Genomic DNA, 21,096 nt, shown 5'->3' with positions numbered 1-21,096 from the left:
ACGACGTCCTGCTCAGGATGCCGCGGGGTGAGCCATCGCGGCCTCGCCGGGCGATGCCCGTTCTCCCGCCGGCTCCCGCTTCACGCGGAACCAGAGGGCGTAGAGGGCCGGGAGAAACAGCAGGGTCAGCAAAGTGCCCACGCCGACGCCGCCGATGAGGACGTAGGCCAGCGCTCCCCAAAACACCGAGTGGGTGAGCGGGATGAAGGCGAGCATGGCGGCGGCGGCGGTCAGGATGACCGGGCGGGCGCGTCGCACGGTCGATTCGACGATGGCCTCGTAATCCGACAGCCCCGACGCCCGGTCATGGTGGATCTGATCCACCAGAATGAGTGTGTTGCGCATCAGGATGCCCGACAGGGCGATGAGGCCGAGGATCGCGTTGAACCCGAACGGCTGATGGAAGATCAGCAGGGTCGGCGCGGCGCCCACGAGGCCCAGCGGCGCGGTGGCGAACACCATGAACATGGTGGCGAAGGAGCGCACCTGGATCATGATGACCGTGAGCGTCACGATCAGCATGATTGGGAACACCGCCACGAGCGACATCATCGCCTTCGCGCTTTCCTCCACGGCGCCCGCCGTGTCGATGCGGTAGCCCGGTGGAAGCTTGGCCTTGATCGGTTCCAGCAGGGGGAAGATCTGGGCGTGGATGTCCGGCGGCTGTTTCCCGTCGAGGACGTCGCCCTGAACCCGGATGTAGCTTTCCCGGTTGTAGCGCTTCAGCACCGCATCCTCGCTGCGGCTCTCGAGCCGCGCGACCTGGGAGAGGGGTACCTGGCGCCCGTCCTTCGTCGCGAGGGTGAGGTCCCCGACTTCGCCGAGCGAGCGCCGTTCCGGGCCGGGGCTGCGTAGCAGGACATCGACCGAGCGCAGGTTCTCGCGCACCTGGGTGGCCGGCATGCCGTTCAGGTAGCTCTGCAATTGCTGGCCGGCTTCCTTCGGTGTCAGGCCGATCAGGCGCAGTCGCTCCTGGTCGAGAGCGAGGTGCAGGTTGGGGGTCTTGTCGCCCCAGTCGAGATGGACCATCCGCATGTTCGGGTTGGCCGCCATGACGTCGCTGACCTCGGCGGCGATGCCCCGGATCACGTCGAGATTCGGCCCGACCACCCGGAAGGCCACGGGGAAGCGGATCGGTGGCCCGAAGACGATCTGCAGGACACGCACCCGTGCCTCGGGGAAGCGCCCCTCGTCGACGAGTTTGCGGACCTTGGTCCGCAGGGCGTCGCGCGCCGCCGCGTCGGCGGTCTGCACCACGATCTGCGCGAAGGCAGGATCGGGCAGCTCGGGATCGAAGGACAGGACGAAGCGCGGCATGCCCTGGCCGACATAGCTCGTGATCTCACCGGCTTCCGGCAACTCGCGCAAGGCGGTTTCCAGCCGCGTCACGCTGGCCTCGGTGGTGGCGAAGGCCGAGCCCGCCGGCAGGGTCACCTCGACGATGAGCTCGGCGCGCTCCGAGTTCGGGAAGAACTGCTGCTCCACCTTACCCATGGCCACCACCGCGCCCGCAAACAGGGCCACGGTGATACCGGCCGCCATCCATTTGTGGTCGACGGACATCCGCACGAGGCGGCGCAGGCGCTGGTAGTTCCTGGTGGCGTAGATCGCGTCGTGGCCGCCTTCCACCCGCTTGATGTTCGGCAGGAGCTTGACCCCGAGATAGGGCGTGAAGGTCACGGCCACGATCCAGGAGATGATCAGCGAGAAGGCCACCACCCAGAAGATGTTGCCGGCATATTCGCCGGCCGTGGACGCCGCGAAGCCCACGGGGAGGAAGCCCGCGATGGTGACGAGGGTGCCCGTCAGCATCGGCGCGGCGGTGGCGCTCCAGGCATAGGTCGCCGCCTCGATCCGGTCGGCGCCCTCCTCCATGCGCACGACCATCATCTCGATGGCGATGATCGCGTCGTCGACGAGGAGGCCGAGCGAAATGATGAGGGCGCCCAGGGTGATGCGGTCGAAGTCGCGACCGGTGATCATCATCACCACGAACACCGCCGACAGGGTGAGCGGCACGGCCAGCGCCACCACGATGCCGACCCGGAAGCCGAGCGCGGCGAGGCTGACCACGATCACCACCCCCAGGGCAGTGAAGAACTTGACCATGAACTCGTGGATGGCCTCGTCGATGACCTTGGCCTGGTCGGTGATCTTCGTGAACGAGATGCCGACGGGCGTTTCATGATGGATCGCGATCTCCTCGGCATTGAGCGCCGCACCGAGATTCAGCCCGTTGAAGCCGGGCTTCATCACCAGGCCGAGCATCAGCGCGGGCTCGCCATCGTTGCGGATGGCGAAGGTCTTCGGATCCTCGTAGCCGCGCTTCACCTCGGCGATGTCGCCGAGCTTGAAGCTGCGATCGCCCGCCGCGACGGGCAGGTTGCGGAGGGCATCGAGCCCATCGATGGCGCCGTCGAGTCGGAGATAGACGCGCGGTCCCCCCGCCTCGATGAATCCGGCCGGGGTCACGTCGTTCTGGTTGGCGAGAGCCGCCAGCAATTGCTGGCCGGTGATGCCGAGCGTGGCGAGGCGCTGGTAGGAGATCTCGACGAAGATCTTTTGGGCCTGCTCGCCGAGGATGTTGATCTTCTCGACGCCGGGTACGCGAAGCAGGCGCTGGCGAAGCTCCTCCGCCCGCATCACCAATTGCCGGTGCGGTAGATCCTTGGCCTGGAGTGCGTAGAGAGCGAAGTAGATGTCGGAGAATTCGTCGTTGAACAGCGGCCCCAGCACGCCGCGCGGCAGGCTGGAAGCCTGGTCGGAGAGCTTCTTGCGCGCTTGATAGAACTCCGCCTGGAGCTTGGCCGGAGGCATGTTGTCCTTGAACAGCACCTTCATCAGCATGAGCCCGGGCCGGACCGTGGTCTCGACGCGGTCGTAGTAGACAAGCTCCTGCAGGCGCTTCTCCAGCGGATCGGCGACCTGGCGCTGCATCTCGTCGGTGGTGGCGCCGGGCCATGCGGCCGAAACCACCATGACCTTCACGGTGAAGGCGGGATCCTCGGCCCGACCGAGCTTTTCGAAGGCGAAGAAGCCGGCGCCGGTGAGCGCGATCAGCAGGAACAGCGTGACCGCCCGCTCCCGGACGGCAAGCGCGGAAAGATTGAAGCCGCTCACGGTGCCACTCCGGTCGTCGCGAGGGGAGAGACCCGGACTTTCTGCCCGGCCTTGAGGAGATGCGCCCCGAGGGCCACGATCCGGTCGCCGGGATTCAGGCCGGAGACGATGTCGGCGTTCTCCTCGGCCATGCGGGCGACGGCGACGGATTGGGCCGTGACGGTCTGGGTCTCCGCGTCGTAGCGCCAGACCGACGCGCCCTGGCCCTGGTCGAACAGGGCGCCGAGCGGCACCGCCACCGCGGCCGCCCGTGCGGCGTCGGTGGATTTGAGTTGGAGCGTCACCGTGGCGCCCAGTGGTGCGGTCTCGCCGCCGCCCGAGAGAATGTAGCGCGCCCTGTAGGTCCGGGTCGCGGCATCCGCCGTGGCGGAGAGCTCACGCAGCCGCGCCGGATAGGTCACCTCGCCCTCGGCATAGAGGATGGCCGAAGCCTCGCCCTGCGCGGCGCGCCGGCTCCCCTCGGGCAGGAACACCTCGGCCTCGCGGGCGCCGTCGCGCGCCAGCTTCACCACGGTCTGCCCGGCGGCGACAACTTGGCCCGGTTCGGAGGGCACCTCCATCACGACGCCGTCGGCATCCGCCTGCAACTCGGAGTACCTGGCCTGATTGGCGATCTGGCTCGCCTGCGCCTCGGCATTGGCGAATTGCGCGATGGCGGAATCGGCCGCACCCTTGTTCTGGTCGTAGGTCTGTTTCGAAGTCCAACCGTCGGAGACGAGCTTGCGGCTGCGCTCCTCATCGGCCTTCGCCTTGATCATCTGTGCGCGAGCCGCCTCCACCGAGGCACGGGCTGCATTGAGCGCCAGGCTGAAGTCGGTCCGGTCCAGGCGCATCAGCGGCTGGCCCCGCGTCACCCGATCCCCCGGGTCGACGAGCCGTTCGAAGATCTTGCCGCCGACGCGAAAGCCGAGATTGCTCTCGGTCCGAGCCCGGACGACGCCGGTATAGCGCGCGATCCCTCCGCCACCCCGCGCGACCTCGACGGTCTGGACCAGGGGCGGTTGAGGCGACACGGCGGTCTCACCGGGCGAGCAGGCCGCCAAGGCAAGACCGACAATCCCGAGGGCAATCCTCGCATCCATCACGCATTCCCCCGGCAACCGCACCATCATTAAGATGATGATCGTAATATATTCGGGCATGGGCCAGCGTCAAGGGTGTGGCGGGATTATGCTGAAGCCATGCAGGCAGCCGGGATGGTGAGGGCACGCCCGTGACGGTGCGCGGCCGGCGGCATCACCGTCGCCGACCCGCTCTTCGAAGCGAAAACGGCGGCCGAGGGAGATCAGACAAATTGGGAAGCTTCGGCCAAAGCGGCGCAGCCGTGGTACGCTCGCTGCGATCGTATTCCGATCACCATGTTCCGAGCGCCGAGCGATCGATCAGGAGCGGCAGCGAGGCGCCGGGACACGTGCTGATGCCCGGTAGCGACGCATATTCGCTGGGACGTCGGTCGCGGCGCCGGGGAAGGCTCATTCCCGCAAGGGGCGAGCTTCGAGGATGGCCGCCAGAATGAAGGGACGCTTCATCAGCGGACCGGTATTCCCGCGGTTGACGAAGTCGTTCGCGCCGGGATGTCGTCGCACGGCTTTACCGAGATCGAGCCGGTAGCCCTCCTTGAAGACGAACGGGGGCGCCATGGAATTCGCGAGGTAAGTTTCGACGGCAGCCGCCACCTCCTCCTGGGAGATGAGGTTCAGTTTGCAAAGGGCGGCTGTCGTCAGCTTCTCGGTCATTCGGAACGGTAAGGCTGCGGGGCAATCCCCGCAACCGTCCCACCGTCGCGCCGTACCGAAGAAGACGGGTGAGCGTATGGCGCCGCCGTCTTAGCGGTCGCGACGCTCCCGAACGGTGCCACGCTCTTCACGCCGCTCCATCCGCTCCTCGCGCCGATCCGGATCGACACCGAGCACGCCCCCGACGGTGCCCGTCGCGGCCCCGACCGCACCGCCGACCACCCCACCGACGGGACCGGCCGCACGATTGCCATCCTCGATCCCGCGTTCGGCGCCCCGTACCGTCCCCTGGGCCTGCGCCGATGCGGCCAGGGCGAGGGGCGAAAGAAGGACGGCCGCAGCGATAAGGGCATGTTTCATGAGGGTCTCCTCAACTGATGGATCGAACGGGAGGCTCACTTGGGCGAGCCTACCCTGTGTGATCGGTCAACGGTCGAAAGACGGATTGGTCGCAAGCGTGGCCCTGAGAGACACGCTGGAGCGTCAACTAGAGCTGCGCCCGACCACGTTGGGTCGGGGCACATCTCTAGGCCTTTGTTTTGCCGCGCTGTTTTTCGCCGAACCGGCATCCACTTCGGCGGTGAGCGCTCGAGGGCGTTCCATCAGGGCAGGTTGGAGATGACGGAGCGGCCCCGGGCCAGGGAGGCACGTCGAAGGACGAAGCTCCTTGGACGCCAACTCGCGGTTCCAATCAAACCTATGGCTTGACCGCAGCCTTCTTGGACGGCTCCGCGTGTTTGATGCTGCCTGTCTCGGAGACGCGATCCCGCGCCTGATCGAGGCGCTTCTTCGAGGCGACAAGCTCGCGCTGTGAGCCGGCAAGCTGCCCCTTGGCTGCGTCGCGCGCGGCAGCAGCTTGTTGAAGTTCCTCTCGCGCAGAGGCGAGCTTGCCTTGCCACTCATGCAGGAGATCGTTGTTTGCCTGTTCCAACTCTTTTTGGCGGTTGACCGCCCCGTCGCGATCCGCCCGCAGGAGGCCGACCTGATCGGTGAGATCGCGGTATGCCGAAGCCTTGTTCGCGAAGGCTCCCCATCCTGCAAAAGCGTAGACCGCCAGAATCAAGTTCAACGCCACCGTACGTGTCGGCGTCCAAGCAAACAGCACCGCAAGTTTCCAGCGCAGAAGTTCAAGCAGGCGAGGCATGGACCGTTTGTCTCCCACCGCAACTGGGCGGACCCCCTGGTCCGAACGGCTGACCGATGAATGTCGAGAGAATGCCCGTGCAGCGTTAATGCCTGCTTACGACGAGCAAGAGTGAGCCGCTCCTGAATGTATCACGAGGTCGCCGTCGACGACCGCCGCTATGAACGAGAGTGTCGATCAATCGCCGCGTCGCCGTTACCGTCCCGCTGGAGTTCTTCCGGCAGGACGAGCGCAAGGTTCTGGCGGGCAATCAGATCGGTGACGCCGACAGGCCGGTAGGCCCAGGCATCCACGCCGACATCGCATGAAAAGCGGGTATCGGGCAGCGATCCATGGGTGTGGCCATAGAGGTGCCGCGTCCCGCGCCACAAACCCGGCCAAGCCCGATGGGCGTAGTGAGCAAGGAACAGTCGCCATTCCTTGCCGGCGGCATCGCTGACGGTGATCCGCGCACTCTCCTGCGGCGGCTTTACCCATGGCAGTTCGAGGACCCGATTGGTGTCGTGATTGCCGCGGATCAGCCGCTTTCGCCCCCTCAAGGCAAAAAAGATCTCCGCACAGCGAGCCCGGCTGGCGCCGGCCGCGAAATCGCCGAGATGCCAGACTTCGTCGTCGTCGCCGACGACCTCGTTCCAGCTTTTGATCAAAGCCGCGTCATGATCATCGAGCGACCCGAACGCAACTCCCCGCTGACGCAGAATGTGGGAGTCTCCAAAGTGTGTGTCGGCTGTGAAGAAGGTGGCCATGCGACTCCCACGGCGCCGGGTGCCTCGAGCGGTCGCCTGCCATTCAAACGCTTCCACTTTGCGGGGGATCGGCACTCCGGCAGAAAAGTCGCGTTGATCAGGACGCTGCCATGCACTTCCAACGCTCGGCCGCGTGCGTGCGAGACAGAAGTCGAGCGGAATTCAGATTTGGCCGACACGGAATGGGGGGAATTCGTGGGGGCCGTCCGTCAGGCCGAACTCGCAAGCAAATGCAAGGGTTTGGCTAAATGGCGGAGGGAGCGGGATTCGAACCCGCGATACCGTTTCCGGTATACACACTTTCCAGGCGTGCGCCTTCAACCACTCGGCCACCCCTCCAGTCTCTCACATCGTTGCCAGCTTTTGCAGCGGCGGCGATGAGCGAGTGGCGTGCTGTACAAGCCGAGTTCCCCCCGTGCAAGGGACCAGCGTACCGATCCGGTGAGGAAACATGCGATTTTCCGGCTGCCGCCGGGTGCCTGTGTCCCATCGGCACCGGGGCGGTCGCGACTGAGGGCGGAGATTGCGTCACCGCTTGAGGATCAGGCTGGCCGAGCGCGATGCGTCGAAGGATGCCACGGGCAGGTGCGATACCGCGGGCTCGGGGGATCGGACCCGGTATCGCCACGGATCCTCCCGGATCGGGAACGGCGCGAGCGAGACCGAGTTTTATCGACCTCCACCGTGCCTCGTTAACTCTTCGCTAACCCTGAGCCCGGCAATTCTTGCCGGGTCCACGTGGGACGTGAAGGGTGTCGAGAATGAGCGAGGCGGGCTCCGCCGCGTCGGGTCCGGGGATGAGCGTCTCGCAATTCGCGAGCTTCGCGATCCCGAACCGTGCCAACCTGACCGCGCTTTCGAAGCGCACGGACCTGTTCTTCGCCACCGCCGTGATGGGCATCCTCACGGTGCTCATCTTCCCGCTGCCCGCGTTCCTGCTCGACCTGCTGCTCGCCGTCTCGATCATCATCTCGGTGCTGATCATGATGACGGGGCTGTTCATCGACAACCCGCTCGAATTCACCGTCTTCCCGACCCTGCTCCTCGTCGCGACCCTTCTGCGGCTGGCCCTGAACCTCGCCTCGACGCGGCTCATCCTCGGCCATGGCCACGAGGGGACGGCGGCGGCGGGCCACGTTATCGAAGCCTTCGGCAACTTCGTGATGGGCGGCAACTTCGTCATCGGCATCATCGTGTTCGCGATCCTCATCATCGTGAACTTCGTCGTCATCACCAAGGGTTCGGGCCGTATCGCGGAAGTCGCCGCCCGCTTCACCCTCGACGCCATGCCCGGCAAGCAGATGGCGATCGATGCCGACCTCTCGGCCGGCCTCATCGACGAGAAGGTGGCGAAGGCCCGACGCGCCGCGCTGGAGGAGGAATCCTCCTTCTTCGGCGCCATGGACGGTGCCTCGAAATTCGTGCGCGGAGACGCCATCGCCGCGCTGCTCATCACCTTCATCAACGTGATCGGCGGCATCATCATCGGCGTCGCCCAGCAGGGCATGCCCTTCGGCGCGGCCGCGAAGTCCTACACGCTGCTCACCATCGGCGACGGCCTCGCGAGCCAGGTGCCGGCCCTCATCGTCTCGACGGCGGCGGGTATCCTCGTCTCCAAGGCGGGCGTGAAGGGCTCGGCCGACAAGGCGCTGGGCAAGCAGCTCGCCAACTACCCGAAGGCGCTCGGCATGTCGTCGGGCGTGATGGTGCTGCTCTCGTTCCTGCCGGGCATGCCGATGCTGCCCTTCCTCGCCCTCGCGGGGGCCTCGGGCTACGCCGCCTGGCACTTCGCCAAGATCGCCCGCGAGGCCCCTCCCCTCGACTCCGATGGTGCGCCGATGGACGCCACCGCGGTGGCTGCGGCCCAGGCCGCCAAGGAGGAGACGGTGACCGATCTCCTCAAGCTCGACGACCTCAAGCTCGAAATGGGCTACGCGCTCCTCGCCCTCGTCAACGGACAGGAGGGCCAGGATCGGCTGACGGACCAGATCAAGGCCCTGCGCCGCCAGCTCGCGGCGGAACTCGGCTTCGTCATGCCCTCGGTCCGCATCCTCGACAACGTCCAGCTCGATTCCAACGCCTATGTCGTGCGGGTGAAGGAGATCGAGGCCGGCACGGGGCAGATCTTCCCCGGCCAGTTCATGGCCATGGACCCGATGGGTGGACAGGTTCAGCTGCCCGGCCAGCACATGCTCGAGCCGACCTTCGGCCTGCCCGCCACGTGGATCGACGCCTCCCTGCGCGATCAGGCCCAGCTCAAGGGCTACACCGTTGTGGACGCGGCCACCGTGGTCTCGACCCATCTCACCGAGATCATCAAGGCGCATGTGTCGGAACTGCTGAACCATGTGGAGGTCCAGAAGCTGCTGAAGGAGCTCTCGAAGGATCATGCCGACCTCCTCAAGGAGGTGGTACCCTCACAGATCGGCACCACTGGCATCCAGCGCGTGCTGCAATTCCTCCTCGCCGAGCGGGTCTCGATCCGCGATCTCGGCTCCATCGTCGAAGGCATCGCCGAGGTGGCGGGCCATGTGAAGAACCCGCGCGACATCGTCGAGCATGTCCGCGCCCGCCTCGGCCGCCAGATCTGCGCGCAGTACCAGGGCCATGACGGCATGCTGCCGATCATCACCCTGTCACCGGCCTGGGAGCAGGCCTTCCTCGAATCCATCGCGGGCGAGCGCGACGAGCGCTACCTCGCCATGCAGCCATCCAAACTCTCGGAATTCGTCAACACGGTGCGCGACCGCTTCGAACAGGCAGCACGCATGGGCGAGATGCCGGTCCTCGTCACCTCGGCTCAGGCCCGGCCTTTCGTGCGTTCCATCATCGAGCGCTTCCGCCGTGAGACGGCGGTGATGAGCCAGGCGGAAATCCACCCGCGCGCCCGGCTGCGGACGGTGGGTTCGGTCTGAGGCCGAGATCCGGAAACACGGTGAGGGTCCGCCCGACCGTATCGCGGCGCTCTAAAGGCTCCTTGAGCCGTTTTTCCAAAGCTCCGCCTCATCCTGAGGTGCCGCGTAGCGGCCTCGAAGGAGACGTCCAGAGATCGCGCGACCACTGGAGGTCTCCTTCGAGGCCTTCGTTGCGCTTCGGCACCTCAGGATGAGGTGATCTGATTGGATGATGGACCTTCGTGAGAGCACCCGCTGAGACATCCGATCGAGCGGAGGCTCAGAGCGGCTTCTTCTCCAGCTTCTTCTCAATCCTGGTCGGATCGAGACCGGGCGCGACGACCGGCGGTGCTGGCACGGCCGAGGCCTGCGGCGCATTCGCGAGGTCGGCGAGGCGTGAGCGCTCGTAGAGCAGGACGACCACCACCGAAATCAGCGCCGGGATCCAGAAATAGAACACCCGGAACACGATGACTGCCGCGATGATCGCATCCTTCTGGCCGGGATCGGTGATCTGCATCGCCGTGATGAAGACCAGTTCGAAGACGCCGAGCCCGCCCGGTGCGTTCGAGACCAAAGCGACCGAGAACGAGGCGAGGAAGATCGCGATGACGGCGATGGGGCCGGGATTCACCGCTTCCGGCAGGGCGAAATACAGGATGCCGGCCGCGCCGAGCAGTTCGAGCGGTGCCGCCAGAAGCTGGCGCCCCATGATCGCCGGGCGCGGATATTCGAGCTTGAATTTGCGGATGTGGAGCGGCGGGAGGCGCAGGATCGACCCGGCGACGTAGAGCGCGACGAAGGCGAGAAGGCCGATGCCGACGATGAGCGCGGTCTTCGGGTCGGTGAGAAAACCGGGCAGGATCCCCTTGAGCCGCGAGAGCAGCTGCGGTTCGATCACCAGGACGACGCCACCGAGCAGGATCGTCCCGAGGAAGAAGGTGAACGAGCACAAAGCCACCAGCACCGCCACCTGGGCGGCCGAGAGGCCTTTGGCCGTGTAGGCTCGGTACCGCACCAGGGCGCCCGAGAAGACCGAGGCACCGATATTGTGGGAGAGCGCGTAGGTCGTGAACGAGCACACCGCTACGAAGAACCACGAGATTCCGCGCACGCCGAGATGCAGCAGCGCGATCCGGTCGTACCAGGCGAGGGCCGCATAGGCGACGAGGGTCGAGAGCCCCGCCAGGGCCATGCGATGGGGCGGGATGGCGACGATGGCCCCCCATACCGCCGCCATCGATGTGGTCTTCAGCTCCTGATAGAGAAAGTAGCCGGAGATCGCGATCGCCAGGATGCCGATGAGCGGCCAGGCGAAATCCTTGATTGTCTTCATTGCGAACCGGTCATGCCCCCACAGCCCAGACTACCTGCACGACCGCGCTGAGCATCGCAAGCGAGACGGCCGGCTAAGGCATTCCCCGGACAGATGTCATGTGAACATGACGACTTCGTGCCGCCCGCGCCGACGGATCGCTCAAGCGCGAATGCGGGAGAGGCCGATGCCGTCCATGGCGGCCTGGTCGCGGGCCGCTTCGGCGACGCGTTCGGCCGTGCGCTCGCGATCCTCGAGGATCTCGATCTTCTTGAGCTCCTCGAACGCCTCGCCGAGTTCGGCCTTGGCATCGGTGAGCTGGCTCTCGAGGGCGAGTGCGGATTGGCGCATGTTGTCCCGGCGGGTCGCGGCGGCGCGGGCATAGGTGGGATAGGCGAAATGGCCGGTATCGGTGATGCCGGCGCGGCCTTCCTCGTAGGCGACCTCGCGGTCGAGTTCGGATGCCATCCGGTTGAAATCGGCCATCATCATTTCGATTTGCGTCACCCGCCGACGCTTCTCGTCGACCTGGAAGCGGCGCAGCCGGATCAACGTGTCACGCGATTTCATATTGAGGGTCCCATTCCACGCCACGCACGAAAGGCCGGTGCTGTCGGCGCCTGAAGCGAATGAGATGACGTTCCGAACGTCACTCAGGCGCTTCCGACGATCGCTGCCAACCGTTGATAACCCTCGCCTATCGAGGTTGCTTCTTCCTTACTCTGACCCAGAAAAGCCTCGATACTTGGCATCAACGCCACCGCCTCGTCGACTTCCGCCGACGCGCCGGCCCTGTAGGCACCGAGCCGGATCAGCTCTTCCATGTCGGCATAGGTGGACAGGATGCGCCTTGCGCGCCTCACGGTGGGCAGATGGACGGGATCGCAGGACCGAGGCATCGTCCTGGAGACCGAGCGCAGCACGTTGATGGCGGGGTAGCGTCCCCGCTCGGCGATGCCGCGCTCCATGACGATATGGCCGTCGAGGATGCCGCGCACCGCGTCGGCCACCGGTTCGTTGTGGTCGTCGCCTTCCACCAGCACCGTGAAGAGGCCCGAGATCGCGCCCTGCCCCGTTCCGGGGCCGGCGCGCTCGAGCAGGCGCGGCAACTCGCTGAAGACCGTCGGCGTGTAGCCCTTGGCGGTCGGCGGCTCGCCCGCGGCGAGGCCGATATCGCGCTGGGCCATGGCGAATCGGGTGATCGAATCGATCATGCAGAGCACCTGCGCGCCCTGATCGCGAAAGTACTCGGCCATGGCCAGGGTGACGTAGGCCGCGTTGCGCCGCATGAGGGCCGGCTCGTCCGACGTCGCCACCACCACCACGGACCGGGCGAGGCCGGCGGGGCCGAGATCGTCCTGCAGGAACTCCTGCACCTCGCGCCCGCGCTCGCCCACGAGGCCGATCACCGCCACGTCCGCCGCCGTGTAGCGCGCCAGCATGGACAGGAGGACGGATTTGCCGACTCCAGAGCCGGCGAAGATGCCCATGCGCTGGCCGGCGCACATGGTGATGAAGGTGTTGATGCAGCGGATGCCCAGATCCAGGGGCGGGCCGACCCTGCGCCGGGCATGGGCCGGTGGCGGGTCCGCGCGCAGGGGGTAGATGGCCGGGCCGGGCGGCAGCGGGCCGAGACCGTCCACGGGTCGACCGAGGGCGTCGATGGTTCGTCCGAGCCAGCCGGCGGACGGACGAATCGCGCCGGCCGCCTCGTCGCGCACCATCGCCGGACATCCGCGACGGACGCCCTCGAGGGATCCGAACGGCATCGCCAGTGCCCGGTCGCCTTGAAAACCGATGATCTCGCAGGGAACGGCGCCTGTGGCGTTCTCCACCATGATGTCGAGGCGCCCTCCGAGGCGCATGGCGCCCACCGGCCCTGCGACCTCGACCAGCAGCCCCTTGATGGCGACCACGCGACCATAGGTCTCCAGCGTCTCGATTCCGGCCAGGGCGGCCTGGGCCGAGGCCAGATTGAGTGTGGAGGAAACCCGGGGTCGCACGGTCATCTGCGCTTCTCGCAACGTTTCGTTTACCTCCCTCCTTAACACTGCGTATATCGGGCACGAAGCGGTCCGTCGTCATTGGGTGGCGGATGCCTTTCGGTACCGGTCACGATGTGCCGCTTGGGAGTGTCTCTTGAGTTACATGTGACGACAAAGGCAAATCGATCAAGTGCTTAGCGGAATGTTTTGATGTAATGCATCTGCCGGCTCCTCACCTCGCGGGGCCAAATGACCGATCTGCGGCAGCATCATTTCTCGAGACATTCAAATCTGTGCTTGCCACCGAGAATCAGGTTTTGTTAACGATTAACCATTAGCGTTTCACGTCTATGACGAGGGAGCGTCCGCCACGGGCCGGTGGTGGACGAACGGCGGGGGCTTGCCCGAACGCTGAATACGGCCGGCTGGGCTGGGGACCGACGATGCGGGTACTTCTGATCGAAGACGACAGCGCGACCGCGCAGAGCATCGAACTGATGCTCAAGTCGGAGAGCTTCAACACCTACACGACGGATCTCGGCGAGGAAGGAATCGACCTCGGCAAGCTCTACGACTACGATATCATCCTTCTCGACCTGAACCTTCCCGACATGTCGGGCTACGAGGTGCTGCGCAACCTGCGCGTGGCGAAGGTCAAGACGCCGATCCTGATCCTCTCCGGCATGGCCGGCATCGAGGACAAGGTGAAGGGCCTCGGCTTCGGAGCCGATGACTACCTCACCAAACCTTTCCATAAGGATGAGCTGGTCGCTCGCATTCACGCGATCGTCCGCCGCTCGAAGGGCCACGCCCAGTCGGTCATCACCACCGGTGACCTGATCGTGAATCTCGATCAGAAGACCGTCGAGGTGACCGGCAGCCGGGTCCATCTCACCGGCAAAGAATATCAGATGCTGGAGCTTCTCTCGCTGCGGAAGGGCACGACTCTGACGAAGGAGATGTTCCTCAACCACCTCTATGGCGGCATGGACGAGCCAGAACTGAAGATCATCGACGTTTTCATCTGCAAGCTGCGCAAGAAGCTCGCCAACGCCTCCTCCGGCAAGAACTACATCGAGACCGTCTGGGGACGCGGCTACGTGCTGCGCGAGCCCAACGAAGGCGAAGAGCGCATCGCCGTCTGATCCTCCTCGCTTCGGAACTCGAAAAAGGCCTCGCGTGAGCGGGGCTTTTTTGTTGGGCGATGGTCGCGATGACGCCCAGTCGGAGAACACGTACGGTTCGAGCGGCTTCAACCCGGTGCAGTTCGTCGCGTGCGGTGATTTCATCCGGCCATGCCCAGCGCTCGATGGAAGAAGTCGATCAGGCAGCGGTTGTAGGAATTCTCATCCTCACCCATGGGGTTATGGTCTTGCTCGGATAGGAAGTGCACCTCCGGTGTACGACCGTGCTGCCGCAATCGTGCTTCCAGGCGCTGAGTCATCGAGACAGACCACATCGTGTCTTTCATCCCGTGCGTCAGGAGCAATGGTCCCTCGTACCGCTCGATCTCGATCGGCATCGTCGGCAACAGATCGTCCGATACTCCCCGCCACGTCCAAGCACGTTGGGCCGGATCCCAGCTCTGCCAGCCAGGATCTCCGCTGTCCCGCCAATTCGCACCGATGAAGGCGCCGCAGATTACGTCGGAGGCAGCATGGGCTGCAACGGCATCGGGGAGACCCGGAACTTTGTCCCGCGCCATCAACGCCGTCACGAGTAGGGCGTGTTCGGCACCTCGGGACACGCCGTAGAGGCCAACCTTCCCCGATACCGGTAGAGCACGAAGAGTCGCGAGGGCCTCAGCAGTTCGATCGAGGGGCACGTTCAGGATGTCGCCCGCATTCCAAGCGTTGCCACCCACGGAGTAGCCGAAAGGGACGGCCAAAAATCCATGTGCAGCCAGTATGGCGGCGGACAGATAGCTGTAACCGGACCAAGCACCCTCAGAGCCGTGAAGCACCATGACGGTGGGGAATGGCCCTTCGCCTAGTGGGCTGTAGCAATGGCCCAGGCCGGGCAGTGGGCGATTGATGATCCTGAGCATCACCATCCGAACCTAAGGAGAAACATACGAGAGCGCATGTCGGTTCATGCGCACAAGATCCGCTCACCAATTTGAGCGAACCGTCCGTCAACGCAATGGACGCGGCGCCCCCGACGGCAAACACGCGTTCGTGGAAACCTCGTTGCCCGGCCTGATTTCATCAGCCGTTCGGGCGAACCTCGCGGTATGAATGCCGCTACCCGAAAGCTCGTATGCGGGTGCCCGGCCCGCCGGGGATGTATCGGGGCATCATGCTGGCGCTATGCAGCTTCCTGGCCTCGATCGGCCCCGGCCGGCAGGTCCCGGGCTACAATCCCACGACTTTCCGCAGCGGAAGCGGCGGCTGGGTGGCCAGGCCCGGCCGTGCGGCGCTCGGCGCTTGGCCATATAGACCGCGATGCTGCGGGTGCGGTACGAGCCGGTCGGTGAGACCGATGACCGTCTCGGCGGCGCCGAGAAGAACGACGCCGTCCGGGGTCAGGCTGGAACTGAGACGTCCCAAGACGTCGCCCTTCGTCGGCGCGTCGAAATAGATCAGCACGTTGCGGCAATAGATGATGTCGAACGTCCCGAGCGAATCGAACGGATGCAGCAGGTTCAGGGGGCGGAAATCCACCATCTGGCGCAGGCTCGCGGAGATCCGCCATTGCTCGCCCAACTGCTCGAAATGCTTCAGCAGGGATTGCACCGGCAGGCCACGCTGGACCTCGAAATGGCTGTAGAGGCCGGCCTTGGCCTTCTCCAGCACCTCGGTGGACAGGTCGGTGGCAACGATGTCCACCTGCCATCCGGCGAGGCGCGGCGCCGCGTCCTGGATCAGCATGGCCAGGGAATACGGCTCCTGGCCCGTGGAGGACGCCGCGCACCAGATCCGCAGGCGGCGCTGGGCCGCACGGCGGACCAGGGCTTCCGGCAGCAGCACGTCCCGGAACAGGTCGAAGGGGACGCGGTCGCGGAAGAAGAAGGTCTCGTTCGTGGTCATCGCCTCGACCACCGCGCGTTCCAGGCTCTGGTCGCGTGATGCCTTCAGCATGGTGACGAGATCGTGGAGGGTCGCGAGATTGAAGCGACGGCAAACCGGCGTGAGCCGGCTTTCGATGAGGTAGCGCTTCTCGGCGCTGAGGGCGAGGCCAGAGCGCGTCTTGAGGTAGCCGCGCAGGAAGTCGAACTCGAGGTCGGTCATGCGCCATGCCCCGTCAGGAGGTTGCGGAGTGCCGATCCGAGCTCACCGAGCGGCAGGACGGCCTGGGCGAGGCCCGCCTTTGCGACGCTGCCGGGCATGCCCCAGACGGTGCTGGTCGCCTCGTCCTGGGCGAGCACGGGCGCACCGGCATCCGTGAGGGAGCGCGCGCCGTTGGTCCCGTCCGATCCCATTCCGGTGAGGATCACGGCGAGGGCCGCCGCGCCGTAGAGGGCGGCGGCATCGTGGAACAGCACGTCCACCGCGGGTCGGCAGAAATTCACGACCGGTCCGTCGTCGAGCCGGATCGAGAGGTCGTTTCGGCTTCCCTGCAGGCCCATATGGCGGCCCCCCGGCGCCACGTAGATGCGGCCCGGCTGGATACGCTCGTCGGGCTTCCCTTCCGCGGCCGGCAGGCCGACTCTGGCACCGAGATGTTCGGCGAACACCGCCGTGAAGACCGGGGGCATGTGCTGGACGATCAGCACCGGGAACTGGCGCAGGGTGGCACTGCCGATCTTCTCCAGTACTTCGCCGACCGCGCGCGGGCCGCCCGTGGAGGAACCGATGAGGAGGCAGCGCGGCGGGATCCCGGTGCGGGCCTTCGGGCGCAGGACGAACGGCGTCGCCGGTCGTTGAGCCGGCGCCGGGGCGATGTGGACCGCTCCCACCGCAGCCGGAGCCGCATGCGGTCGTCGCCGGGCACGGGCGGCTCCGAACACGCGGACGCGCTCGATCAGTTCGACGCGGAACGTGTCCGAGGTGGTGACGCCGCGATTGCTCTCCGGCTTGGCGAGGTAGTCGACGGCGCCGAGGGCGAGACATCGCAGGGAGATGTCGGCGTTGCGCGTCGTCAGCGTCGACATCATGACGACCTGGACGCCCGGGCTCTTGGCGAGAATCAGAGGCAGGGCCTGCGTCCCGTCGAGTTCCGGCATGTCGATGTCGAGGAGCACCACGTCGGGATCGGTGCGCGCCATGGAGTCCAGTGCGATCCGGCCGTTGGAGGCGGTCGCCACCACCTCGAATCCCGCCTCGCCGATCCATCGGGCGACGAGGCCGCGAACGACAGCCGAATCGTCGGCGATCATGACGCGCACACGAGCGGCGTTGTTCGCGGTGCCTCCCGCGGAGGGAGCGAAGACTGGAACGGAGGCGGCAGCGGCCATGGAACTCTACGCTTCGTCGTGATGACGGGGACTATTCAGCGACGATCCTGCGAGACCAGAGATCCACGCCGCCTTCCGTGTCAGGCGGCGTCGGCCTCCTGGCCGAAACCCACCTGTTCGAGCTTGGCCGTGACGATGTCGCGGTCGAAGGGCTTCATGATGTACTCGTCGGCGCCGGCATGCAGGGCCCTGGCGATGGCGCCGACGTCGTTCTCCGTGGTGCAGAACAAAACCTTCGGCACCATCCCGCCGGGGGTCTGGCGCAGGGCACGGAGGAACTCGTAGCCGTCCATGGTCGGCATGTTCCAGTCGAGCAGGATCACGTCGGGCATCGCTTCGATGCAGGCCGTGAGGGCCTTGGCGCCGTCCTCGGCTTCACCGACCTTGAAATTCATGGTCTCGAGGATGCGCCGCGCGACCTTCCGGATGACGGCGGAATCGTCGACGACGAGACAGTTTTTCATGGGGCTGTCCTCGATCTCGAAGGTCAGGCGGCGCCAGCGATGTCGCGCTGCGTTCCGAAGGCGAGAAGCGCATCGACATCGAGGATGACGAGGAGCCGGCCATCGAGGCGGTGCACACCGAGGGAGAGATTCCGCCAGCGGGAATCGAGGTTGATGGGCACCGGCTCGTGCGTGTCGCCTCCCAGCTTCAGCACCTCGCCGACACCGTCGACCACGAGGGCGAAGGTTTCTCCGCCCTGCTCGAGCCCGATCGCCATCTTCTGGCTATCGTCGGCACGATCCGGGAGACCGAGACGACGGCGCAGGCAAAGGGCCGTGACCACGCGTCCGCGCAGGTTGAGAAGACCGACGATCTCCGGCGGAGCCAGCGGTACGGGCGTCACCCCGGCGGGGATGAAGACGTCGTGAACCCGGTCGATGGCGAGGCCGAACATGGTGTCGGCGACGAAGACCGTGATGAAGTCGGTGATGGCGCCGTTCTCGACGCCCTTGTTGCTGTTGGCGGCCTGCATCATGGCTCAGATTGTCCGATCTCGTTCGAGGGCCAAGTTCAGGCGGCTTTGGGAAGGCTGACGATGTCGACTTCGCCGAGGGCCGAAATCAGCCCGCTGCGGTCGAACTTCGCCACCAGATCGAGGATCGAGAGGGATCGAGCCCGTTCGATGGCGTCGACGCCGACAGTGCCGGAGAGGCCGATGACCGGTAGCTGGGAGAGACGCTCGTCACCCTTCCGCATGGCGGCCACGAGGTCGAAGCCGTTTCGGCCCGGCATTTCCAGGTCGCACACCACCACGTCGATACGACCGTTGGCCATCAGCGTGGTGAGGGCGGCTTCCGCGCTTCCGGCGGTGATCACGTTGTAGCCGGCGGCCTTCAGGACCGGGCTGAGCATGTCGCGGAAGAAGGCCGAATCGTCCACGAGAAGCAGCGTCGCATTGCGCTTCTCGGGCTTGTGCGCGCCCCGTGCCCAGTCGTCATAGGCCAGCGGCAGGAAGTGGGCGATGTTGATGATCTCGGTGGCGCGTCCGCGCAGGACCGCCGAACCGATGAGGTCCGAACGCTCGGCTGCGATCTCCACGTCGAGACGCTCCTCGACGATGTCGATGATCTCGTCGACCACGAGGCCCATGGCCCGTTCGCCGTCCGAGAATACCACCAGGGCCTGCGTGCCTTCGCTCCTGATCTCGATCGATTGATCGGCCGGGACCAGCGGCATGAGCCGGCCGCGATACTGGATGAGCGGGCGTCCGCCGACCCACTCGATCTTGTCGGCTTCGATCTCCTCGAGCCGCGTGACGAGGGAGAGCGGTACCGCCTTGAAGCTGCCTCCGCCGCCCTTGAACACCAGCAGCGTCGCCTTGGCATCGGCGGCATCGGTCTCCTCCGGCTCGGCATCCACCGGGATGGCGCCCGTCTGCGTGCCCTGGCTGACCTGACGGGCGATGCCGTTGGGATCGACGATCAGGACCACCGCGCCATCGCCGAGAATGGTGTTGCCGGCGAAGAGCGGCAGGTGGCGCAGCTTGGACGACATCGGCTTCACGACGATCTCTTCCGTGTGGAAGACTTCGTCCACCAGGATGCCGAAGCGCTGGCGACCGACCTGTGCGACCACCACGAAACCGGAATCGATGCTCTCGGCATTCTCCTTCTGACCCAGCACCCCGGTGAGGGTCACGATCGGCAGAAGGCGCTCGCGCAGGCGCAGCACCGGCGAGCCGTTGATGCGCTCCACCTTCTGGGCGGTGGCCTTGTCGACGCGCACGAGTTCTAGCACGGCCACCTGCGGCACGGCGTAGCGAAGGTCGCCAGCCTTGACGATGAGGGCGGCGATGATCGCCAGGGTCAGCGGGATCTTGATGGTGAAGGTGGTGCCGCGGCCGAGCTGCGTGTTGATGTCGATGACACCGCCGATCAGCTCGATATTGGTCTTCACCACATCCATGCCGACGCCGCGGCCGGAGACGGAAGTGACCGCCTTCGCGGTGGAGAAGCCGGGATGGAAGATGAACTTCGCCACCTGGGCGTCGGTCATCTTGTCGATGTCGCTCTGACTCGCGACGTTGCGCTCCACGGCCTTGCGGCGGATGGCGGCGAGATCGAGGCCCTTGCCGTCATCGGCGATCTCGATCGTGATCGTGCCACCCTCGTGATAGGCGGCCAGACGGATCGTGCCGCGGGCCGGCTTGCCCGCCGCCTTCCGGTCGGCGGTGGATTCGATGCCGTGATCGGCCGAATTGCGCACCATGTGGGTGAGCGGGTCCTTGATGACCTCGAGGACCTGACGGTCGAGCTCGGTCTCGGCGCCGCTCATGATGAGCTCGATCTGCTTGCCGAGTTCCGACGAGAGGTCGCGGACCACGCGCGGCAGCTTCTGCCAGGCATTGCCGATCGGCTGCATGCGCGTCTTCATGACGCCTTCCTGCAGCTCGGCCGTCACGTGGCTGAGGCGCTGCAGGGGAACCTTGTAGGTCGAGTCGTCGTGGCGGCGGGCGATCTCGAGGAGCTGGTTGCGGGTCAGCACCAGCTCGGACACCATCGTCATGAGGTGTTCGAGCGTGTCGACGTTGACGCGGATGCTCTGAACCTTCGAGGCGCCGCCCTCGGATTCTCCTGAGGGAGCGTCCGACCCGTTCTTCCGGTTGGCGCCCTTGGAGGACGAATCCTCGGCGAGCGACGCAGGTTCGAACTCGGGAGCGGTGAATTCGGGCTGCTTCGGTTCGGCCATGGCGACGGGTGCCGGCTCCAGGGGGAGCGGCTCCGACAGGTCGGGACCTTCGGCTTCGAGGAAGGCGCGCTCCAGATCGTCGAGGGAGACTTCGCCGGGCTTCAGCTCACGAACGACGGGGTCGGGGAGTTTCGTTTCGACCACCGGGGCCGGCGCTACGAACGGGGCGGCCGACATCGCATCGAGGGCGTTGATCAGGTCGTCGTCGTTGCCGGTCGGCTCGGTGCCGGTGATTTCGAGATCGCCGAGGATCTGCTTGAGCCTGTCCAGCGTCACGAGGATGAGACTGACGGCGGGGCTGCTCACCGGCATGCCGTCGCGGAACTGGCCCATCAGCGTCTCGGCCGCATGCGCCAGCGCTTCGAGGCGCGGCAGGCCGAGGAAGCCGCACGTCCCCTTGATCGTGTGGACGAGGCGGAAAATGTTCCGGAGGATCGTCTGGTTGTTGGGATCCTGCTCGAAGCGGACGAGCTCGGCGTCCACGGTATCGAGATGCTCTGCGCTCTCGGTCAGAAACTCACGCAGCAAGTCATCCATTAGAGGCACTCGGTCCAGACGCGCACTAGGT

At 65.7% G+C, this 21,096-nt stretch carries 17 protein-coding genes and 1 tRNA gene; 2 read left to right on the top strand and 16 right to left on the bottom strand.

The window, feature by feature from the left end; translation table 11 throughout:
- Positions 1–12: 12 nt before the first annotated feature.
- From A3OM_RS0105300 to A3OM_RS0105270, 7 genes are all read right to left on the bottom strand, one after another.
- Positions 13–3,120 carry an efflux RND transporter permease subunit gene (locus tag A3OM_RS0105300; protein ID WP_018042692.1) on the bottom strand — a complete coding sequence of 1,036 codons (3,108 nt, stop codon included), beginning with the start codon at positions 3,118–3,120 and terminating at the stop codon, positions 13–15.
- Positions 3,117–4,202: an efflux RND transporter periplasmic adaptor subunit gene (locus A3OM_RS0105295; RefSeq protein ID WP_026175733.1), complete on the bottom strand. Its 1,086-nt coding sequence runs from the start codon at positions 4,200–4,202 to the stop codon at positions 3,117–3,119. The genes A3OM_RS0105300 and A3OM_RS0105295 overlap by 4 nt, the downstream gene beginning before the upstream one ends.
- A 390-nt stretch (positions 4,203–4,592) precedes the next feature.
- Complete coding sequence (locus A3OM_RS0105290) at positions 4,593–4,856, bottom strand: hypothetical protein (protein WP_018042690.1); 264 nt, start codon at positions 4,854–4,856, stop codon at positions 4,593–4,595.
- Between the two features lie 90 nt (positions 4,857–4,946).
- Positions 4,947–5,216 carry a hypothetical protein gene (locus tag A3OM_RS0105285; protein WP_018042689.1) on the bottom strand — a complete coding sequence of 90 codons (270 nt, stop codon included), beginning with the start codon at positions 5,214–5,216 and terminating at the stop codon, positions 4,947–4,949.
- Between the two features lie 337 nt (positions 5,217–5,553).
- On the bottom strand, positions 5,554–6,000 hold the full coding sequence (locus A3OM_RS23480) for a hypothetical protein (RefSeq protein ID WP_018042688.1): 447 nt from the start codon (positions 5,998–6,000) through the stop codon (positions 5,554–5,556).
- A gap of 158 nt (positions 6,001–6,158) precedes the next feature.
- The gene (locus A3OM_RS23475) at positions 6,159–6,746 is read right to left on the bottom strand and encodes a metallophosphoesterase (protein WP_051074301.1); all 588 of its coding nucleotides are present in this window, start codon (positions 6,744–6,746) and stop codon (positions 6,159–6,161) included.
- 249 nt (positions 6,747–6,995) lie between these two features.
- A tRNA-Ser gene (locus A3OM_RS0105270) sits at positions 6,996–7,085 on the bottom strand.
- Positions 7,086–7,543: 458 nt separating this feature from the next.
- Between A3OM_RS0105270 and flhA the strand changes: the two genes are divergently transcribed.
- Positions 7,544–9,661, top strand: a complete 2,118-nt coding sequence (gene flhA, locus A3OM_RS0105265; RefSeq protein ID WP_245257832.1) for a flagellar biosynthesis protein FlhA — start codon at positions 7,544–7,546, stop codon at positions 9,659–9,661.
- A gap of 259 nt (positions 9,662–9,920) precedes the next feature.
- Here flhA and A3OM_RS0105260 read toward each other — a convergent pair whose 3' ends face one another.
- The 3 genes from A3OM_RS0105260 to fliI form a co-directional block, all read right to left on the bottom strand.
- Positions 9,921–10,976, bottom strand: coding sequence for a lysylphosphatidylglycerol synthase domain-containing protein (locus tag A3OM_RS0105260; RefSeq protein ID WP_018042685.1), 1,056 nt, complete (start codon positions 10,974–10,976; stop codon positions 9,921–9,923).
- 141 nt (positions 10,977–11,117) lie between these two features.
- Entirely contained in the window at positions 11,118–11,525 is a 408-nt protein-coding gene (fliJ, locus tag A3OM_RS0105255; RefSeq protein WP_018042684.1) for a flagellar export protein FliJ, read from the bottom strand.
- Positions 11,526–11,608: 83 nt separating this feature from the next.
- The gene (gene fliI, locus A3OM_RS0105250; protein ID WP_018042683.1) at positions 11,609–12,964 is read right to left on the bottom strand and encodes a flagellar protein export ATPase FliI; all 1,356 of its coding nucleotides are present in this window, start codon (positions 12,962–12,964) and stop codon (positions 11,609–11,611) included.
- A gap of 419 nt (positions 12,965–13,383) precedes the next feature.
- On the opposite strand from fliI, the gene A3OM_RS0105245 reads away from it, so the two are divergent.
- Positions 13,384–14,085, top strand: coding sequence for a response regulator transcription factor CtrA (locus A3OM_RS0105245; protein ID WP_018042682.1), 702 nt, complete (start codon positions 13,384–13,386; stop codon positions 14,083–14,085).
- A 140-nt stretch (positions 14,086–14,225) separates the two neighbouring features.
- Here A3OM_RS0105245 and A3OM_RS0105240 read toward each other — a convergent pair whose 3' ends face one another.
- The 6 genes from A3OM_RS0105240 to A3OM_RS0105215 form a co-directional block, all read right to left on the bottom strand.
- A complete protein-coding gene (locus tag A3OM_RS0105240; protein WP_245257761.1) occupies positions 14,226–14,987 on the bottom strand; it encodes an acyl-CoA thioester hydrolase/BAAT C-terminal domain-containing protein in 762 nt (253 codons plus the stop codon).
- 307 nt (positions 14,988–15,294) lie between these two features.
- A complete protein-coding gene (locus A3OM_RS0105235; protein WP_018042680.1) occupies positions 15,295–16,170 on the bottom strand; it encodes a protein-glutamate O-methyltransferase CheR in 876 nt (291 codons plus the stop codon).
- Positions 16,167–17,336, bottom strand: a complete 1,170-nt coding sequence (cheB, locus tag A3OM_RS0105230; RefSeq protein ID WP_018042679.1) for a chemotaxis-specific protein-glutamate methyltransferase CheB — start codon at positions 17,334–17,336, stop codon at positions 16,167–16,169. The genes A3OM_RS0105235 and cheB overlap by 4 nt, the downstream gene beginning before the upstream one ends.
- Positions 17,337–17,416: 80 nt before the next feature.
- Positions 17,417–17,800 (bottom strand): response regulator, encoded by a 384-nt coding sequence (locus A3OM_RS0105225; protein WP_018042678.1) that lies wholly within the window; start codon positions 17,798–17,800, stop codon positions 17,417–17,419.
- 23 nt (positions 17,801–17,823) lie between these two features.
- Positions 17,824–18,312 carry a chemotaxis protein CheW gene (locus A3OM_RS0105220; RefSeq protein ID WP_026175731.1) on the bottom strand — a complete coding sequence of 163 codons (489 nt, stop codon included), beginning with the start codon at positions 18,310–18,312 and terminating at the stop codon, positions 17,824–17,826.
- Positions 18,313–18,350: 38 nt separating this feature from the next.
- Positions 18,351–21,065 (bottom strand): hybrid sensor histidine kinase/response regulator, encoded by a 2,715-nt coding sequence (locus tag A3OM_RS0105215; RefSeq protein ID WP_018042676.1) that lies wholly within the window; start codon positions 21,063–21,065, stop codon positions 18,351–18,353.
- Between the last annotated feature and the right edge of the window lie 31 nt (positions 21,066–21,096).

The organism is Methylobacterium sp. 88A (genome assembly GCF_000376345.1).
Lineage (GTDB): Bacteria > Pseudomonadota > Alphaproteobacteria > Rhizobiales > Beijerinckiaceae > Methylobacterium > Methylobacterium bullatum.
Note: the sequence above shows the minus strand (reverse complement) of the source record. Positions and strands in the feature narration are given on the sequence as shown.

What these genes read in the sequence shown, in the direction of transcription:
- A3OM_RS0105295 (WP_026175733.1), bottom strand. Translation starts at nt 4,202, where the DNA reads ATGGATGCGAGGATTGCCCTCGGGATTGTCGGTCTTGCCTTGGCGGCC.
- A3OM_RS0105290 (WP_018042690.1), bottom strand. Translation starts at nt 4,856, where the DNA reads ATGACCGAGAAGCTGACGACAGCCGCCCTTTGCAAACTGAACCTCATC.
- A3OM_RS0105285 (WP_018042689.1), bottom strand. Translation starts at nt 5,216, where the DNA reads ATGAAACATGCCCTTATCGCTGCGGCCGTCCTTCTTTCGCCCCTCGCC.
- A3OM_RS23480 (WP_018042688.1), bottom strand. Translation starts at nt 6,000, where the DNA reads ATGCCTCGCCTGCTTGAACTTCTGCGCTGGAAACTTGCGGTGCTGTTT.
- A3OM_RS23475 (WP_051074301.1), bottom strand. Translation starts at nt 6,746, where the DNA reads ATGGCCACCTTCTTCACAGCCGACACACACTTTGGAGACTCCCACATT.
- flhA (WP_245257832.1), top strand. Translation starts at nt 7,544, where the DNA reads ATGAGCGTCTCGCAATTCGCGAGCTTCGCGATCCCGAACCGTGCCAAC.
- A3OM_RS0105260 (WP_018042685.1), bottom strand. Translation starts at nt 10,976, where the DNA reads ATGAAGACAATCAAGGATTTCGCCTGGCCGCTCATCGGCATCCTGGCG.
- fliJ (WP_018042684.1), bottom strand. Translation starts at nt 11,525, where the DNA reads ATGAAATCGCGTGACACGTTGATCCGGCTGCGCCGCTTCCAGGTCGAC.
- fliI (WP_018042683.1), bottom strand. Translation starts at nt 12,964, where the DNA reads ATGACCGTGCGACCCCGGGTTTCCTCCACACTCAATCTGGCCTCGGCC.
- A3OM_RS0105245 (WP_018042682.1), top strand. Translation starts at nt 13,384, where the DNA reads ATGCGGGTACTTCTGATCGAAGACGACAGCGCGACCGCGCAGAGCATC.
- A3OM_RS0105240 (WP_245257761.1), bottom strand. Translation starts at nt 14,987, where the DNA reads ATGCTCAGGATCATCAATCGCCCACTGCCCGGCCTGGGCCATTGCTAC.
- A3OM_RS0105235 (WP_018042680.1), bottom strand. Translation starts at nt 16,170, where the DNA reads ATGACCGACCTCGAGTTCGACTTCCTGCGCGGCTACCTCAAGACGCGC.
- cheB (WP_018042679.1), bottom strand. Translation starts at nt 17,336, where the DNA reads ATGGCCGCTGCCGCCTCCGTTCCAGTCTTCGCTCCCTCCGCGGGAGGC.
- A3OM_RS0105225 (WP_018042678.1), bottom strand. Translation starts at nt 17,800, where the DNA reads ATGAAAAACTGTCTCGTCGTCGACGATTCCGCCGTCATCCGGAAGGTC.
- A3OM_RS0105220 (WP_026175731.1), bottom strand. Translation starts at nt 18,312, where the DNA reads ATGCAGGCCGCCAACAGCAACAAGGGCGTCGAGAACGGCGCCATCACC.
- A3OM_RS0105215 (WP_018042676.1), bottom strand. Translation starts at nt 21,065, where the DNA reads ATGGATGACTTGCTGCGTGAGTTTCTGACCGAGAGCGCAGAGCATCTC.